Raw genomic sequence first — 16,314 nt, forward strand, 5'->3', positions numbered from 1 at the left:
GGGCCGTTGCGGCGGCTCCTGTTGTGCGGCTTCTGTTGTTTGTCTTCTTTATGCCAGCCATTCTTATTCGGAGGAATCATGTCTGCATTCGTTGAAATGACTCGGGAACATGGCGTCGATGACGACCACTGCGCCGAGGTGCAACAGGCCGTCGCCCGCTCGGCGACCATCATCACCAAGCACGCGACCTTGCGCCACGCCACCCATGCCCAGCTGGTGCGCAGCCCGCGCAATGCGCGCCGCAAGCCGCGCGATCCACGCGAGCTGCGCGAATTGAAGGCGCTGCTGCGTTCGCAGGGCTTGCTGCAAAATCTGGTGTGCTTCGAGCAGCACACCGACGGTGTGCCGAACGGCCTGCTGGAGGTGGCCGCCGGTGACAGCCGCTGGCTGATGCTGGGCGAGCTGATCGCGGAGGGCGACCTGCCGGCCGACTATGACATTGTGTGCCTGATGGTGACGGAGGCCGAGGCGGTGATGGTCAGCTTGGCCGAGAACCTCGGCCGCGCTCCGCTGCATCCGGCCGACGTCTTCGACGCCATGCGGGCGCTGGCCGACGAGGGACGCGGCGTGGCCGAGATCGCGCTGGCCTTCGGCACCGAACAGATCGCGGTGCGGCGGCAGCTGAAACTGGCGAACGTGGCGCCGCGCCTGTTCGCGCTGTTCCGCGCCGACAAGGCCAGCTATGAGCAGATGGCGGCGCTGGCGGTCTCGGACGATCATGTGGCCCAGCAGCAGGTGTGGGACAGCCTGCCGTCGTGGAACAAGCCGCCCAGCCAGATCCGCCGCTTGCTGACGGCGCAGCAGGTCAACGTCCGTACCGACCGGCTGGCGCGCTGGGTCGGCGTCAAGGCTTACGAGGCGGCGGGCGGGGTGGTGCTGCGCGACCTGTTCAGCAACGACGGCGATGGCTACCTCAGCGACGTGGCGCTGCTGGAGTCGTTGGCGCGCACCAAGCTGGAGCGGGTGGCGCGCAAGCTGGCGGCCGAGCGCTGGAGCTGGATCGAGGTGCGTACGCGCATCGAGACGGCCGAACTGGCCTGCTATGCGCAAGCCCGCACCGTCTCCGTGGCACCGGATGCAGCGCAGGCGGCGGCGCTGGCGCAGCTGGACGCACGCGAGGCGGCGCTGGACGACGAGCAGGACGATGAGCACGACGATACTGCGCGGGAGGCGATCGAGCGGGAACGCGCAGCCATCGAGGCGGCGCTGCGCCGTATCGATCCGGCCGACGCGGCGCTGGCCGGGGTCTTGGTGACGATCGATGCCGAGGGCAAGGCCAGCGTGCTGCGCGGCCTGATAAGGCCGCAGGACCGACCCGGCAAGACGGCGGACCGGCCGGCCGGCAAGCGGGCGGCCAAGCCGAAGCCGGTGCACAGCGCCCGCCTGAGCACCTTGCTGAGCGCCCAGCACACGCTGGCCTTGCGGGCGGAAATGGTCAATCAGCCGGGACAGGCCTTGTTGCTGCTGGCGCAGCGCCTGCTGCACAGCGTGTTTTACCGCGAACGGCACGGCGCCGAGGTGTTGCAGCTGGCGCTACACGAACCGGACTTGCCGGCCGAGGCGCAGAGCGGACCGGCGTGGGAACGCTTGGCGGCGCAGCATGTGGCGCTGGCGGCCATGCTGCCCGAGCGCGACAGGGACGGCGGGCTGCTGGCGTGGCTGCAGGCCCAGCCGCAGGCGGTGGTGTTGGACTGCCTCGCCTATTGCAGCGCCTGTGCGCTGAGCGCGGCGCACAACGGCGAGTCGCCGGTGCCGGCGGTCGAACAGTCATGCCGCTTGCTGGCGCTGGACATGCACCGCTGGTGGCAGCCGAGCGCCGCCAATTACTTCGAGCACGTCAACAAGGCGCGCATCGCAGAAGTGGTGGCGCAGGCGGTGTCGCCGATGGCGGCGGTGCCGCTGGAAAAGCTGGGTAAGCGGGCTGCTGCCGAGGCGGCGGCGCGTGCGGTGGCCGACAGCGGCTGGTTGCCGGCGCAGTTCTGCGCGGCGTCGGCAGGAACTGAACACGCTTAGTTTGAGCGGCCATTCCGCCGCTGCTGCGCAGTCCTTGAGCCTGCGCAAGCGGGCGGTGGTCGGGCTTTGCGATAGTGCGGACACGGCATGCGCCGTGTCCGTTTTTTTTCAGCCCCGACGGGAGGATGCGATGAGCGAGCGTATCGAGGTGTTGCAGCTGGAGGCCTGGATCAACCGCTTGCGCGCCGCGCAGCCGCCGGAAGCGGCCGAGCTGTCCGAACCGCTCCAGGTATTGGCCGAATTGTACGGACGCATGATCTACGCCGGACAGTCCGCGGTCGAACTTGCCGACCTGGGCGAGGCGCAGCGTGCGTTGCTGCGGCGGCTGGCCGCCGACGCGCCAGCCATGGGCCCGACCTAAACCGCCGGCGCACGCAGCAGCTGCGCCGCCGCCACCACGAAGCTCGACATTCCATCTATCGACGCGGCCGCCCACGGCCTGCGGGTCGAGACCCGCGCCAACGCCGTGCCGGCGTCGTCTTCCCATTCAAATTCGATCTCGCAGGCCAGCGCGCCCGGCTGCGGGTAGCTGCTGTCGGCCGCAAGTTCCGGTCGGCCGGCGGCGCGTGTCGTCAAGATGAACTTGTGTTCGATGCCATGGGCGTCGCGCAGCGTGCAGGCGACATAGCCGGGGGCATGGTCATCGATGAACTGGGTAATGTGGAGTGGGATGGCGGGCGAGTGGGTGGTCAAGTCGGCGGTCCTGGGGCGGTGGAATGGAAAGGGCGGCGAAGGCGCGACGCTATTCTAGCGCGGCGGCTGGGGTGTTTGCGCCGTTGGCCGGAGAGGGCGTTATCGTCGGGGTTGTTTGGGGGTGCTTTGGTTGTGGCGGCTGGGCAAGTGGCGATGTTACGGATGTGGTTGGTTCACTGGCGGCGCTTGATATTATCAAGAATTGAAGAAGGAGAAGGACTAATGCAGGATAGGCTGACGCCGGTCAATGTGCTCCGCTGAGGGAGCGCTACGATGAAAGTGAAAGTGGTAGAGAAAGCACAAACCAACGAAAAGCCAGCGAGGCCGCCATGCCCGATTGCTCCCGACCGAATCGCATCAACATCGACCTGGGTCCTTACAAACAACGGTGGGTGGCATATTGCGCGTTGCACCAGCTCACACCCAGCGCCGCGTTCCGCCAGGTGGTCGCCAAGCTGACGGAGAATATGGCAACGGCTGGCGATGCCGCAGCAGCGCCTCCGACCACGCGCAAACACCGCAAGGAAATCGGACTGACAGACGCGGAGCTGCGCTTTGTCGAGGCATGCGCTGAAGCCGAAGGATTTTCCCCGACGCGCTGGATCATCGCATTGATCCAAGCCCGCATGGGCAACGGCGCCCAGTTCGGGCAATTCGAACTGGCAGCCTTGGGCAAGTCCAACCTGATACTGTTGACCATAGCGCGGCAGCTGCGCCAGATCGCCGGGATGCAGCAAGGCCTCGCCGGCGGCCCGATGCCGGAATTGCTGCCGGTGGTGGCAGAAGTCCGCACCCGCATCGCCAATCACACCGCCGAAGTTGCGCAGGCGATAGCGCGCAATATTGAAAGGTGGCACGGCAAATGACGACGTTAGCCCAGACTGATGCCGAACTGCTGCGCTGGCACGAGCAGGGATTCAATGAACGGCTGGTACGCAAGGTCATGGTGCGTGGCATTGGCGGCATTACGCTGCGCAAGGCCAGCCGATCCGGCATGCGGATGACGGCGGACGGCGTGCGCGGCCATTTGCAAGCTATTGTGCAGCGCAAGCCGCAGGCGATGGTGCGCATTTCCGGCGGTGGCAAGGGCATGCGGCATATCCGTGCCCATTTGGACTATATTTCGCGCAATGGCCAGCTGGAGGTGGAAGACCAGAACGGCGAACGTTTCAATGGCCGGGGAGACGTGGCGGAGCTGGCGCTGGCCTGGCAGCACGGCGGCATACCGATCGCCGAAGTGTCGGCCCGGCGCGAAGCGTTCAACATCATCTTGTCGATGCCGGTCGGGACCAACGCGGAAGCGTTGCGCCAGGCTGCGCGTGCGTTCGCGCAGGCTGAGTTCGGCGGGCATCAATATGCGATGGTGCTGCACACGCAGGACAGCGACCCCGGCCGCGAGCCGTCGCCGAATCCCCATGTGCACCTGTGCGTCAAGGCGCGCGACGACGATGGTGTCCGGCTGAATCCGCGCAAGGACGACTTGCGCCGCTGGCGAGCGCGTTTTGCCCAGCGCCTGCGCGAACGAGGGATCGACGCGGCAGCATCAAGCCGGCTGGAGCGATTCCAGTCAGAGAGGGGGCAGAAGCAGGGCGTGCGCCACAAACTGCTTCGCGGCGAACCCTTTCGTGCTCGAGGGGCGGATGACGTCCGGCGCGCGGAGCGAGCCAAGCAAAAGGAGACTGCAATGCTGGTGCGCTTTGCCAGCGCGGCCGGCGTGCTGGCGCGCTCGCCGATTGCGACCGACCGGCGGCTGGCGCTGGAGCTGGTCGACGTGTGCAGACGTGCTCGCAGCCCGGCGCTGCGACAGAATCGAGAGATCGGAGCAAGGAGGGAGCGATGAAACGCAATGCTACTCGCCGGGAAGTCGGCAGGGCGATCAGGGCAACGAGTGGTTGTGTGCCAAGTCACAAGACGTTCGGTGAATGTCTGTTGTCGGCTGCCGCCTTTTTATGGTGGCTGGTATGGTTGCCGCCACATGCTGTTGGCGTGGTATGGCGTTACAGTATCGCGATCGGGATGGGGGCGATCCGCTGGGCTTGTCTGGCGCTGTTTGGCGCAGTCGGCTTGCTACTTATTGGCAGCCTGTGTTTTGGCGTCGGCGGTGTCTTGTTGTATCCGCTGTGGCATTGAGCTGGGCTCGCGGTGACGCAGTTCGTCTAGGTCTATACGGACGATGGCGCGCACGGGCATGTGCTGCAGGCGCTGGTTGCCTGTGTGCAGCCCGACCGCGCCCAGTACGAAAATATCCTGGTCGACGACCTCGATCCCATGGGGCGCCTCCAAGACGTCGGCGAGAGCGCTACGCAGCTGTCGATGCCGCTCGAAGACATAGATTGGCGACGACGGCCAGAACGCACCTGGACGCCGACATCGGCCGTGTAAACGCCACAAGGCTCGCGTAAACTTAACACATGCTTAGCCTAGCCGACCTACCCAACGATACCATGTTAATGAAATGATATGGAAAGCGCGACTACAACTCATGAGAGGACGGCGCCAATAAGCGGGTTCGAAGCAGAGCGTCATGATTAGTTAGTCGATCGCAACTCGAAATGGTCCCCATTCACATGGTAGATTCGGTGAATGGCGCCGGCAGCTGGTCCGTAAGTCTCACTACCCTGGTATCCGTCAGGCGATATCAACCTAATCCTTATGCCGTAATGAACTGCCGCGACATATGCTTCTCTTTCGGTTCCCCACTCGCCAAGACTCCTTATTCGGTTTATGAATCTAGCTTTACTATACAGCCCGAATCGCGGACTCAGCGTCGCCCAATTAGCGTCGACATAAGCCACGATTTCTGCCCTGACTTGAGCATGGCGCTCTTGATCACCATATTGAATGTAAGCAATACATCTAAACAGACAGTTGCCATCGGGGGTGATGCTAGGAGGCGCATCATGGTGTCCGGCGTCGCCACCCGCCGCTGCCGCCTTAGACTGCCCAGGCGAAAGTCCTGTTTTGCTCTTTTTCGCAGGGTCCTGCCGTGGCAAGTTTGACTTTGGTCTCGCCGGCGGCGGACTGGAGGCGGCTTTAGCGCCTAAACTTATTGATCGTTGGCCATCGACATCATCCATATCACTGGTATCGTCGGTGCCATCTGTATCTTCATCATCGTCATCATCGTCATCAAGTTTTCTCTTTAACGATAAGGCCGCTCGCTTCCGGTCTCCCGATGGCAACGTGAGTACGACGGGCCGATGATCTGATTTATTAGCACCCATACGCCCCTTTGCCACTACGGCACGAGGTGAGTTCCTTGTCGTTAGTGATGCTGCGCTGGCGTTCGGAAGATTGATGTTGCTTTGTTCTACAACCTCTGCCTTTATCTGTTCATGCCCTGGATAGGTTGAGGTTTTACGGTGTACCAAGACCTTGTCCAGAGGATAGCCGGCTTCAGAAGTCGCCATTCCCTTCGTGAGATTCTCATAAGAAGTCTCACGACTGCTGCTCCCAATATCACTGCTATAAGTGTTAAAATCGCCCATGACGACATCGTAGCTAGCCTGTTGGGCTGTGCGCATCGCTGCTTTTACATAGTTGTAAGACGTCGATTTGGACCCTCCATCATAGTCCGCATGGAAAGTAAGTACCTGATAGCTTTGCCCGTAGCCCGTGACCAGCGTAATCAAAACCGCTTGACGCCCGCCGTTTATATCGAGTGTTTGAGCTTGCAAGCTCTCGATGGATTCCGCGCGATAAATTAGAACTATCCGTTCACCACGTACGTCTCTCTGTACCATTACAACATTGGCCGGCAAAGCGGAGCTACGGCGCTCGCTCGCGGGTTCAAGAACTATAAGTAAGTCCCACTCATTGGCCAGAAGCCGATCAGCCAAGTTGGCAATCGTAAATTTGCCTAGAATATTCCAACATGCAATTCTCAATGGCATTGGCAATCACGTCTTTCTTTGCACGATCACTTATTGCGATCTTCAGCGTTGGACCTGCTAAAACCACAACTCTATCCGCAGTATAGTTGAAAGAATCTCAACAATTCTCTCACTTTGTCACCGACCAATCGATGCATTTAACAAGATGCGCCATCCGCTGCTTTAGCCGCAACAACTGGAGAAATTTCCAGCTGGCAGGTTTTATAAAATGGTGCAAACCAATTGCCGCATTGATAACTCTGCAGCCGAACGCGCTTTGCGCGGCGTGGCCATCGGCCGACGCAATTATTTATTTGCCGGCGCCGACAGAGGTCGGCAGCTGGGGTAACAGGGCAAGCCAGTCATGTGTATGGGGGGGCTGCGGTGTCCGCGCAATCGCTCGCCGCAGTGCTGCGCTGTTGGTAAGGTTGAACGTAACCGTAACCGCAACCTCGAGCGAGCACGACCGCATCGTTTGCTAGTCAGTTGTCGAAGTAGACGAACGAATGAGAGGAGTATGATAACCAATGCGTTGGGCGAGGAGGTCGATCTGTTTTGATGGTTTTTCTGATGGTATCGGACCGTTCAGGATTATAAAATCATCGAAGAATCAATCAGATAGTCTCGCCATTGATAATCGAGTGGCGATGTCGATGGGACTGAGACAGGTGGGAATCTGCTTTTCCCTGACAAAAGGGCGCAGGCGTCCGCCGTTGGCGATGTTCAATTTGATCGGCCTGGTCATTTCCCCGGCATCTTTCTGTATGCGCTTGATCATCATCATCAAAGTCGGGGCGTTTTCCAGGCTGAGCCGAAGGCCCAGGGCTTCATTGAAGCGGGCGACGATGGCGGCGGGATCGAATACGTCGTCGCCGGCCGCCATGTCGCCGCGTGACGTCTTCAGCAGCGCGCGTGTTGCATTGGTGGCCGCCATGTCGGAAATGTCCTGCATATCGCCCCGCTGCGGAGGCGCCGGCAGCAATACCTTAACAACCGGCAGGTCCCGTTGGTCGAGGTAGCCGGCGACCATTTCTTTCGGTGGGTGGTCGGGCCAGATGGCTTTAAGCAGTTGCGCAAGACGAGCCCCCGCCTTGGAGAGCTACTGGCCTTTCAGCGCATCGGCGCGGGCGGTGTATGCGTCGTCGATGCCGGCGACGTTCCATTGGGAGGCCGCGCCGCCGGGATCAGAAGCAGGCTGCGCAGCATACGTCAGTCCGCGGAAGACCAGTGGAGCGTAGGTCACGGATTCCGACGCCCAGCGTTGCGCCCAGCTGTCGGAGTCGCCCATGGTGTCTGCCACCTTGCGCGCCGCCCCGAGCAAACTGCCAGCCTGGGCGCCTCCCGGCATGACTTCGGCTGGAATGCGGTCCCATTCGGTATGCATGGACATGGACGTGGCGGGGTCGTGCAGGCTATTGCCGCCGCCCGTGTCGTTCCTGGCGCTGTAGGCGCCGCCTTCGGGATTGACGACGTTGCCTTGCTGGTCCGGGTAAATCGCGACCACGTGCATCGGCTGGTGGACATCGCCCAGGTAGTGGACAAGCAGCATCAGTGCTTCTTTTTCGTCGGCAAAGCTGAAGGGGCCGCCGGTGTTGCGATGTCGCAGATAGACCACTGCGGCGTTGATGGCGTGCACCACGTCGTGATCGTTCGTGCCTGCGTATCCAGATTGATAGTCGATGTGGACGTTGGAGACATCGGCATAGTGATATTGGTCGTGGCAATGTTGCCTGGAATTGGCGGTGCCGCATGGGGGCCAGTTACGTTGGACGAAGTTGGCGAAGCGCTCATTGTCTCCGGCGGCGTTGAACACGGCGCACTCCTTGTATTTGTCCGGCAGCCGTTGGTAGGAAAAGCGGCCATAGACTTCAACGACGTTCTTGGCGCAGTCGGCCCAAATGGAGACGGTTTCAAGGTTGAGGCCCGGCAGAATGCGCTGGACTTGTTTTGCCGCAGCGGAGTTTTTGAGCAGCGTGTCCGCGATGGCACCAACTTACTGATGGCCGGGCGGGCCGAAGGCCAAGGCGGGGGCGGTCAGGGCGAGCAGGCTGGCTGCCAGCACAGTAACGAAATGCTTCATGCGATCTCCTGGTTACGCGTGAAATGCATCATGAGGAGTTCTCCGGAGCCGATGATCTTGCCAGCTGCAGCAAAATTGACTGTTCGGATGAAATGTCGACGAGTTCGGGAGCCAGCTAAACGACTACAGGTGAATGTCAGATTGCCAACTTGAGTGCCAAATATGCAACTCTCCGTGACAACTATATATAAAAAATCTTGCGGGAAATACACAAATTGTCACCACCTCCAGTTGGCATGCCGACTGGTCTATCGCCGTCGGTACAAGGGGGGGAGACGGCTAATAGGAGCCGACATGAGTGCTTACCCCGGTTCCTCGACGGAAAACAGCTTGCCGAAAATTAAGGCTCCGTATGCCCAGGGCCCTCGGCAGATGCTGCAGGGCTAGTGGGTTTTTATCGGAGCGGTGGCGAGTTCGGAAAGTGAGTCCGAGCAGCTGATGCCGAATTGGAGAGCGCCGAGTCTTAGTGATTTCGAGCCACTCAGGGCTGAGCCGCGCGCGTCTCTCCGCATGCCGAGTAGATGTATCTATGGATGTTTTCACACTGCATTTTATGTTGTTTGTTTCGCAGTGTTACTATTGGATAGTATTTTCCTGGTGGAAATCAGTAGACTGAAAGAGAGCAAGATATCAAGGCGTTAAATTTTATGGAAGCACTCACGATCACCCCTGAAAGCTTCTTTTGGGGACTGCAAACCATTTGCGGCTTACATCGAAAACCGTTTTCTAGGGAGTTGGTCCAACAGTTCGTAGTTCCCCCCTACGATATCGCCGCGTTCTCTCAGGTTGCGACGCAGTTGGGTTTTGACATACAGCTACGTAAACGTAAGCCCGAAAAATTCCGAAATGCATCTTTCCCGCTGATCATATGGTTGGCACCTACCCTAGGGCAAGATGTATCTGCCAGCCCTGATGATCTTACCGTCGGGCTAGTTCTCCAAGCTAGCGCAACGCATGTTTTACTAATCGAGCCGACCATGGAGACGCCTGTCACCATTGCATTGGATGAATTTAAGCTACGTTACCGAGGGCATGCCGCATCTGTTGTCCCAACAGCAGATCTGGCAACCGAGGGCAATAGTGACGAAAGCCTGATACGCCGGAATTTTGGCTTTCGATGGTTTATACCTGAACTGCTCAAACACAAAAGACTCTGGCAGGAGATTTTGCTTGCATCGCTCATTATTCAATTAATTGCCTTAGCGACGCCCTTGTTCACCCAAGCAATTATCGACAAGGTAGTGGTTCACCGCACGCAAAGCACGCTGATTGTCATCGCGATTGGAATGAGCATATTCATGTTGTTTTCAGCGGCGCTGTCTTGGCTGCGGCAATATCTTGTACTCCATACTGGAAATCGAGTCGATGCTGTACTCGGCGCATCTGTTTTTGAACATCTTTTTAAGCTTCCTCCTCAGTATTTTCAGCATCGTCCGACGGGAGTCATCGCTGCCCGGCTGCATGGCGTCGAGACAATCCGTGAGTTTATAGCGAGCGCTGCGGTAACGTTAATTCTGGACTTACCATTTCTGCTCGCATTCGTTGCGATTATGTTTTATTACAGCGTGGCCTTGACTTTGGTAGTTCTCGCCTTGTTATCGATTATTGTATTGCTTAGTGTTCTAGTTGCACCATTGTTTCAAGAAAAATTACAAACGCAATTTCAATTGGGTGCTCGCAACCAGGCATTCCTGACGGAGTACATTGGAGGTCTTGAAACTGTCAAGTCCTTGCAGCTGGAATCACACTTAAACAATCGATATAGCGGCTACCTTGCCAGTTATTTGAAGGCTGGATTCTCGACCAAACAACTGGCAAACACCTACAACACGGCGGCAAATCTCCTTGAGCAGGTGATGAGCTTGCTTATTTTGGCCATTGGTGCATATACGGTCATGCATAGCGCTGAGTTTACAATAGGGATGTTGGTGGCGTTTCAAATGTTTTCAGGAAGATTGTCTCAGCCGATGCTACGTCTAGTTGGACTATGGCAGCAATTTCAGCAGGCAAGCTTGTCTATTGATAGACTTGGAGACTTGATGAATGCTCCTGTCGAACCCTATTCCGTTGTGCCGGCGCGGACTAATCAGCGTAAGGGTGACATCCGAATAGACGGTGTGGCTTTCAAATACGCCGAGCATTTGCCATTTATCTATCAGGGCCTCTCATTGACAATCGCTGCGGGGCAAATAGTAGCGATCATGGGGCCTTCTGGATGCGGTAAAAGTACGCTGGCGAAGCTACTGCAAGGCTTTTATCAACCCAACGCGGGAAGAGTGTTAGTTGATGGTGTTGATATCCGATATTTATCAGCCAATGAACTTCGCGGTAATTTTGGAGTGGTTCCCCAGGAAACAGTTTTGTTTTCGGGAACAATTTACGACAACCTGCAGATGGCCAGTCCGTTGGCGAGTTTCGAACAGATCGTGGCTGCGTGCCAGATGGCCGAAATCCACGGCGTTATTGAGGCATTGCCGGAAGGGTATCAAACGCAAATTGGCGAGCGCGGTGCTGGTTTATCTGGTGGTCAGCGGCAGCGTATCGCTATTGCGCGCGCGTTATTGAAGCGGCCAAGCATCTTGGTCTTTGACGAAGCCACCAGCGCGCTCGATACTCAAACTGCGGAGCACTTTGCCCATACGGTCAATGCATTGCGGGGAAAAGTCACTATGCTTTTTATTACTCACGGCCTGCCTAGGGGCCTTCACGTTGATGCTGTCTACCGGTTAAATCCGGACGGTGCTCAAAAAGTCGTGGCCCCTGCGCACATCGCGGCAACCCAGAATACCGCTTCAGCATAAATTTTGTATGACTTCTACTTCCCATACTTCTCAACCGGCCGCCCCAACCCTACGCCCGCCCACGCGCTGGCACGATCCACTTCGATTGATCCATGAGGACGCTCCTACGCAAACAGCGCGCACGGTTTTATGGATTGTTTGCTTACTCACACTGGTGATGCTCGTGTGGGCTGCTTTTGGCCAACTGGACATTATTGTTAGCGCCGAAGGCAGACTTGTACCACAGACCCTGCTGAAGATTGTGCAGCCCGCTGAGGCGGGGGTTGTCACGGAATTATTGGTCCAGGAGGGCGACCGTGTTCGTGCCGGGCAAATTCTTGCCCGACTCGACACGACATTGGCTCATGCGGACAGGTCCGGGATCGACAGCGACTTGCGTTCACAGCGCCTGCAGGTACGCAGGATAGAGGCAGAGCTTCGCGATCAGCCTTTGTTTATACGGACGGACGAAGATCGTGTGCAATACGAACAGCTAGCCAGACAATATACAGCACATAGAAGTACTTTTTTAGATGCATTGGCTCAGGAAAATTTTCTACTAGAAAAGTTGGAGCATGAGTTGCTGGGCGCAACTGAAGTATTGGCTAAGCTTGAACAAACGTTACCAAGTTTTTTGGCTATAGCGGAGAATTTCAAGTCCCTGGCGAAGGATGGCTATGTACCCGAGATGCGTAGTATTGAAAAGGGACGTGAAGCAACTGAAAAGGTCAAGGATTTGCATGCGCAGCAGGCGACCGTGGGCGCCTTAGGAGCATCAATTGCGGCTCAAAGGAAGAAAATTTCCCAGCTGCGCAGTAGTTATCATAGTGAGCTAGAAAAAGAGTTGGCCGAGGTGCGGGCGCGGATAGCGCAATTACAACCAAACCTGGACAAGAGCACATATCGCGAACGCCTAACGGAGTTGCGCGCCCCTCAAGCAGGAATAATCAAAGATCTAGCAACAACCACTGTCGGAGCAGTTGTGCAGCCGGGCTCTGTCGTTCTCACGCTGGTACCCAAGGATGAGTTGCTGTACGCCGATGTCGGTATTCGCAACGAGGACATCGGATTTGTTCGTGTCGGTCAGAATGCCCAAATCAAGCTCGCCACTTATCCCTTCCAGAAATATGGCATGCTCACTGGGAAGCTGATTTTTGTTAGTGAGGATGCACTCGACCCTGTCCGCCGCAGCACTGCGGCCGCGGGTGCCGAAGGAGAGCCTTCATCGGTAAATAGTGCTAATTATAAGGTGCGCATTCAACTTGAACAGCAAATCTTGCGAGATGCCGATGGAAATCAACTTCATCTCGCATCAGGCATGCAAGTTCAAGCGGAAATAAATCAAGGTAGGCGTACAGTTTTACAATATCTATTGTCTCCTATCAGCAAGGTTATTAACGAATCTGCCCGGGAGCGGTAATCCTTAATTGTGTTTTTTGACGAATTCCATTGATGACTTAAGTTCGTCTAAGTTTCCAAGAAATATCTAGAGAGATTTTTGAAATGAATAATATATCCATCACTTATATGTCTCGTGTCATTGGAATATTTGTTTTTTTCGGTTTATTTAATTTCCCATGCCTAGCCAAGGATTTTGAAATTCCAGGCGATAAATTCAGGTTATCAGTTAATGGCAGCGGTGACAAAGTACTAGCGGCGTGGCGTGGTATTGGAGGAGATTGGGAGGGAAAGCTGTTTTTTTCTGACGGTCTAAAAAGAACAAAAAATATCAAGTTTCCATCAAAATCAGTTCCGCATGGTTTTTCATATGACGGGAACGGGGTGATCTATGTTAATTTCGTCCAGGGAAAGCATAAAGTGTGGGTGAGAAATATTGATTCTGGGAATGATGTTTTTGCTTTCGAAAGTGACTACGGCGTGAGTTTTCTTAGTGAATACGCGGTGGGGCAGTATATATATTTATTGGATATGCCGACGGGAAGCTACGCTAAATGGGTTGAGCGCGAAAAAGATAAGGTGGTTTCTTTAGGTAAGAAATATTACAACTTCGCCGCAATGCCTAATTTTCTTAATAGTGGTGTATTTGTTTTGATTCCTAGAAATCCCCCCGAATTGGATATTCTTAAGGGGCAGGTCTCTGATTCTGTAACCTTATTTATAAATAAAGATACCGGGGCAATAAGTTGTGCAAAAGATGATTCGGTTACATGCGTTCGTGCAGATCATTTTTTTGGCTCGGGAAAAAGTTTTAGTAAAATTTTTTTAAAAACCCTCAAAAAAAATTGCCAAGTCGGTGATGCGTGGATTGATGTGCGCTCGTTGTCAACGTCAAGGAATGGAAAATTGGCGGCTTTTTCTTCAAACGTAACCGGCGAAAATAACCTGATTATTGTACGGCCAGAAGAAGGATGTTCGTTCTCGTTGCTAACTAATTAATGGTGAAAAATTATGAGTTTCCAATTCTATGGTAATTATGGCGGACCTGGCTGGACTGGAGGTGCATTTGTTGGACCGACTGAGCGCGGAAATTTCGATGTCGCGCCTAAGGATGCTTTGGATGGATTCTTTCGGCAGCACGACATGGACTATGCTGATGCAGAAGAGGCAAGGCAAAGAGGCGACGCGGGGGAATACTGGCGGAGAATAACAGAGGCTGATAATAAGCTAATTGATTCGATTGATAAACTTGATCAGCGTCTGATGGATGATCGGAGGGGACAGCCCGGTGACCCAATGCGCATTCGAGATGATGACGATATGTACACCGCTGCAGGCGAAGCTTCCGCTGTGTTTAAGGCAAAAAGAAAACTTATAAATGAGCCAGGCCGAAACGGTGCACCTCCCACTCGAGATGAGCAGAAAGCTATTGATAAAATGTTGGGTCAAAATGGCCTATCGCTTCCGCAACTCGCACCATGGCTACCAGGAACAGATCCCAATTCGCCGAAGTCACTAAGAAGAATTTTAGAAGATGCAAAGAAGGATTACTCAAAGGCGACCTTAGTCGGTCGCGAGAGCCCATTGGTGTTGGATTTGGATGGCGATGGTGTAGAAACTATTGGAATTTCAAAACGTGTACATTTTGATTTAAATGCAAATGGTTTTGCCGAGGCAACTGCATGGGTCTCTGCCGATGATGGAATTCTTGTTCTTGATAAAAATAATAATAATGCGATAGACGATGGTGCTGAATTATTTGGGAATTTTACTCCGCTAACTGCCACTGAACATGCTCAGAATGGGTTCGAAGCGTTATCGCAGTATGACAAAAATAATGATTCGACAATAAATTCGGATGATGCGGTTTTTGAAAAGCTTCAAGTTTGGCGTGACTTGAATGGCAATGGTAAAGCCGATGCTGGCGAGTTATTCCAGTTAAGTTATTTTGATATTTCTTCGATTGATTTAAGTTATTTCCAGCAAACTTCTATTGATTCCAATGGCAATGATCTCAGACAGGTTGGGTCATATACTTCGAAAACTGGGAAGAAATCTATCGTGGACATTTGGTTTGATAGTGACACGTCCCAGAGCTGGGTGCAACCTTATGTCCAAGTAAGTGATGCTATCGCTCATTTGCCAGATCTTCCAGCGTTAGGAAATCTGCCTTCGTTACGTGAGGCTATTGCCATAGACCATTCAAACGAGCTCTTGAATTTAGTTACTGACTTTGTCAACAACGCCACAGTGGACAACGCGAAGTCAAAATTTCTTGCTATTGTATCGAAATGGACAAACAGCGATTTAATCCGGGAGGATTTTAATGGATATGATGCACAGAGGCTGCATGTCTTGGAGCAATTATTTGGCGCGGATTTTTATAATGAATTTAACCGCTCAAGTGTCGTTGTAAATAGGTTTGCGGCTTCGTGCTTAGATGCTTCTTATGACAAGGTGATTAATGGGCTCTTTGATACATTTATGGCTCAGACGTTGTTTAAGCCTGCATATGATCTGGTAGGCGTGAAATTTGATCCAATTTCCAAACAAATGGAATTGGATGCAAGTAGGCTATTGACATACTTAAGTGCAAAGTATAATGATGATCCGGTTTCCGCCTCTAGATTTATGGTTGATTTTGGAGGGAATGCAAGAAATGTCAATGATTTTTCTAATTTGATTTTGGAGAAAATTCATGAGAGCGGCGATATCTTGGGGAGCGGATATTCGTATCAGCTCGCGGTAATGGGATATGAGCATGTCGTGGTGGGCACCCCCAATAGTGATGTGCTTAAAGACTTGAACGGACTAAATTCGATTATCGCAGGGGGAGCGGGAGATGATTCAATCTCAGACGTTGACGGCGATGATGTTGTTGATGGTGGCGATGGCGACGACAAGATAGAATACACTGGGAACGGAACTACCAAGTTGATTGGAGGAGCCGGTGATGACCAACTGAGCTCTTCGGGGTTTGGCAGTTCTCATCTAGACGGGGGCGACGGCAACGACAAGATTACTTACTTCTACTATGGGCAGACCATTGCTGACGGGGGCGCCGGCAACGACGTCCTGCAGGTGAGCAATCCAAATGCAGACGGAGGCGGGAAGGTGACGCTGAACGGCGGCACGGGCGACGACATCATCACTTCTGGTAGGGAAGAGGACACCTATCTGTTCAACCGGGGCGATGGCCGGGACACGATTACGGCTAACCGGGGTTATGTGGATAAGGACAAGTTGGTGTTCGGTGCTGGCATCACCCAGGACCAGCTGTCGGCGCGGCGTGTGGGCGACGATCTGGTGCTCGGCGTCGCCGATCCGGCCCAGCAGGCGACGGACCAGATCACCTTCAAGCTCTGGTTCGCTTACGATAGCGCGAAGCTGGACCAGGTGGTGTTCGCCGACGGCGGCACGATGACGGGCGCGCAGCTGACGGCGCTGGGCAACGTCATCGCTGGAACGGAGGGCAACG

At 55.1% G+C, this 16,314-nt stretch carries 13 protein-coding genes and 1 pseudogene; 10 read left to right on the plus strand and 4 right to left on the minus strand.

The features are described 5' to 3' along the window. The first annotated feature begins 78 nt into the window (after nt 1–78). On the plus strand, nt 79–2,013 hold the full coding sequence (locus DUGA2_RS25045) for a ParB/RepB/Spo0J family partition protein (RefSeq protein ID WP_141753377.1): 1,935 nt from the start codon (nt 79–81) through the stop codon (nt 2,011–2,013). A gap of 130 nt (nt 2,014–2,143) precedes the next feature. Then, complete coding sequence (locus DUGA2_RS25050; protein ID WP_070272137.1) at nt 2,144–2,374, plus strand: DUF3717 domain-containing protein; 231 nt, start codon at nt 2,144–2,146, stop codon at nt 2,372–2,374. Here DUGA2_RS25050 and DUGA2_RS25055 read toward each other — a convergent pair. After that, nucleotides 2,371–2,706 (minus strand): hypothetical protein, encoded by a 336-nt coding sequence (locus DUGA2_RS25055; protein ID WP_070272138.1) that lies wholly within the window; start codon nt 2,704–2,706, stop codon nt 2,371–2,373. The genes DUGA2_RS25050 and DUGA2_RS25055 overlap by 4 nt on opposite strands. A 329-nt stretch (nt 2,707–3,035) precedes the next feature. Here DUGA2_RS25055 and DUGA2_RS25060 point away from each other — a divergent pair, with 329 nt between their 5' ends. From DUGA2_RS25060 to DUGA2_RS33775, 3 genes are read left to right on the plus strand one after another with little or no spacing between them, the layout of a single operon-like run. Next, nucleotides 3,036–3,572, plus strand: a complete 537-nt coding sequence (locus DUGA2_RS25060) for a hypothetical protein (RefSeq protein WP_141753378.1) — start codon at nt 3,036–3,038, stop codon at nt 3,570–3,572. Next, nucleotides 3,569–4,546, plus strand: coding sequence for a relaxase/mobilization nuclease domain-containing protein (locus tag DUGA2_RS25065; RefSeq protein ID WP_070272140.1), 978 nt, complete (start codon nt 3,569–3,571; stop codon nt 4,544–4,546). The genes DUGA2_RS25060 and DUGA2_RS25065 overlap by 4 nt, the downstream gene beginning before the upstream one ends. Next, entirely contained in the window at nt 4,543–4,836 is a 294-nt protein-coding gene (locus tag DUGA2_RS33775) for a hypothetical protein (protein ID WP_141753379.1), read from the plus strand. Before DUGA2_RS25065 ends, DUGA2_RS33775 begins: the two co-directional genes overlap by 4 nt. A 398-nt stretch (nt 4,837–5,234) precedes the next feature. Here the strand turns inward: DUGA2_RS33775 and DUGA2_RS33780 are convergent, their stop codons facing one another. Further along, on the minus strand, nt 5,235–6,599 hold the full coding sequence (locus DUGA2_RS33780) for a hypothetical protein (RefSeq protein WP_141753380.1): 1,365 nt from the start codon (nt 6,597–6,599) through the stop codon (nt 5,235–5,237). A 226-nt stretch (nt 6,600–6,825) separates the two neighbouring features. On the opposite strand from DUGA2_RS33780, the pseudogene DUGA2_RS32915 reads away from it, so the two are divergent. Further along, nucleotides 6,826–6,912: pseudogene (locus tag DUGA2_RS32915) on the plus strand (transposase); the annotation flags it as partial. Nucleotides 6,913–7,188: 276 nt separating this feature from the next. On the opposite strand, the gene DUGA2_RS25075 reads toward DUGA2_RS32915, so the two are convergent. Next, nucleotides 7,189–7,608 carry a hypothetical protein gene (locus DUGA2_RS25075; RefSeq protein ID WP_070272142.1) on the minus strand — a complete coding sequence of 140 codons (420 nt, stop codon included), beginning with the start codon at nt 7,606–7,608 and terminating at the stop codon, nt 7,189–7,191. A gap of 69 nt (nt 7,609–7,677) precedes the next feature. Next, on the minus strand, nt 7,678–8,562 hold the full coding sequence (locus DUGA2_RS25080) for a S1/P1 nuclease (protein WP_083296465.1): 885 nt from the start codon (nt 8,560–8,562) through the stop codon (nt 7,678–7,680). 743 nt (nt 8,563–9,305) lie between these two features. Between DUGA2_RS25080 and DUGA2_RS25085 the strand changes: the two genes are divergently transcribed. The 4 genes from DUGA2_RS25085 to DUGA2_RS33790 form a co-directional block, all read left to right on the plus strand. Then, nucleotides 9,306–11,459, plus strand: coding sequence for a peptidase domain-containing ABC transporter (locus DUGA2_RS25085; RefSeq protein WP_083296466.1), 2,154 nt, complete (start codon nt 9,306–9,308; stop codon nt 11,457–11,459). A gap of 7 nt (nt 11,460–11,466) precedes the next feature. Then, nucleotides 11,467–12,858 carry an HlyD family type I secretion periplasmic adaptor subunit gene (locus DUGA2_RS25090; protein WP_083296467.1) on the plus strand — a complete coding sequence of 464 codons (1,392 nt, stop codon included), beginning with the start codon at nt 11,467–11,469 and terminating at the stop codon, nt 12,856–12,858. An 83-nt stretch (nt 12,859–12,941) separates the two neighbouring features. Further along, the gene (locus tag DUGA2_RS33785) at nt 12,942–13,835 is read left to right on the plus strand and encodes a hypothetical protein (protein WP_141753381.1); all 894 of its coding nucleotides are present in this window, start codon (nt 12,942–12,944) and stop codon (nt 13,833–13,835) included. Nucleotides 13,836–13,847: 12 nt separating this feature from the next. Then, nucleotides 13,848–16,314 (plus strand): calcium-binding protein (locus DUGA2_RS33790; RefSeq protein WP_286162322.1); only part of this gene is annotated, 2,467 nt, incomplete at its 3' end.

Origin of the sequence: Duganella sp. HH101, from assembly GCF_001758795.1 — a bacterium.
GTDB classification, from domain to species: Bacteria; Pseudomonadota; Gammaproteobacteria; order Burkholderiales; family Burkholderiaceae_D; genus Rugamonas; species Rugamonas rivuli.

What these genes read in the sequence shown, in the direction of transcription:
- DUGA2_RS25045 (WP_141753377.1), top strand. Translation starts at nt 79, where the DNA reads ATGTCTGCATTCGTTGAAATGACTCGGGAACATGGCGTCGATGACGAC.
- DUGA2_RS25075 (WP_070272142.1), bottom strand. Translation starts at nt 7,608, where the DNA reads ATGGTCGCCGGCTACCTCGACCAACGGGACCTGCCGGTTGTTAAGGTA.
- DUGA2_RS33775 (WP_141753379.1), top strand. Translation starts at nt 4,543, where the DNA reads ATGAAACGCAATGCTACTCGCCGGGAAGTCGGCAGGGCGATCAGGGCA.
- DUGA2_RS25065 (WP_070272140.1), top strand. Translation starts at nt 3,569, where the DNA reads ATGACGACGTTAGCCCAGACTGATGCCGAACTGCTGCGCTGGCACGAG.
- DUGA2_RS33780 (WP_141753380.1), bottom strand. Translation starts at nt 6,599, where the DNA reads ATGCCATTGAGAATTGCATGTTGGAATATTCTAGGCAAATTTACGATT.
- DUGA2_RS25090 (WP_083296467.1), top strand. Translation starts at nt 11,467, where the DNA reads ATGACTTCTACTTCCCATACTTCTCAACCGGCCGCCCCAACCCTACGC.
- DUGA2_RS25050 (WP_070272137.1), top strand. Translation starts at nt 2,144, where the DNA reads ATGAGCGAGCGTATCGAGGTGTTGCAGCTGGAGGCCTGGATCAACCGC.
- DUGA2_RS33785 (WP_141753381.1), top strand. Translation starts at nt 12,942, where the DNA reads ATGAATAATATATCCATCACTTATATGTCTCGTGTCATTGGAATATTT.
- DUGA2_RS25060 (WP_141753378.1), top strand. Translation starts at nt 3,036, where the DNA reads ATGCCCGATTGCTCCCGACCGAATCGCATCAACATCGACCTGGGTCCT.
- DUGA2_RS25085 (WP_083296466.1), top strand. Translation starts at nt 9,306, where the DNA reads ATGGAAGCACTCACGATCACCCCTGAAAGCTTCTTTTGGGGACTGCAA.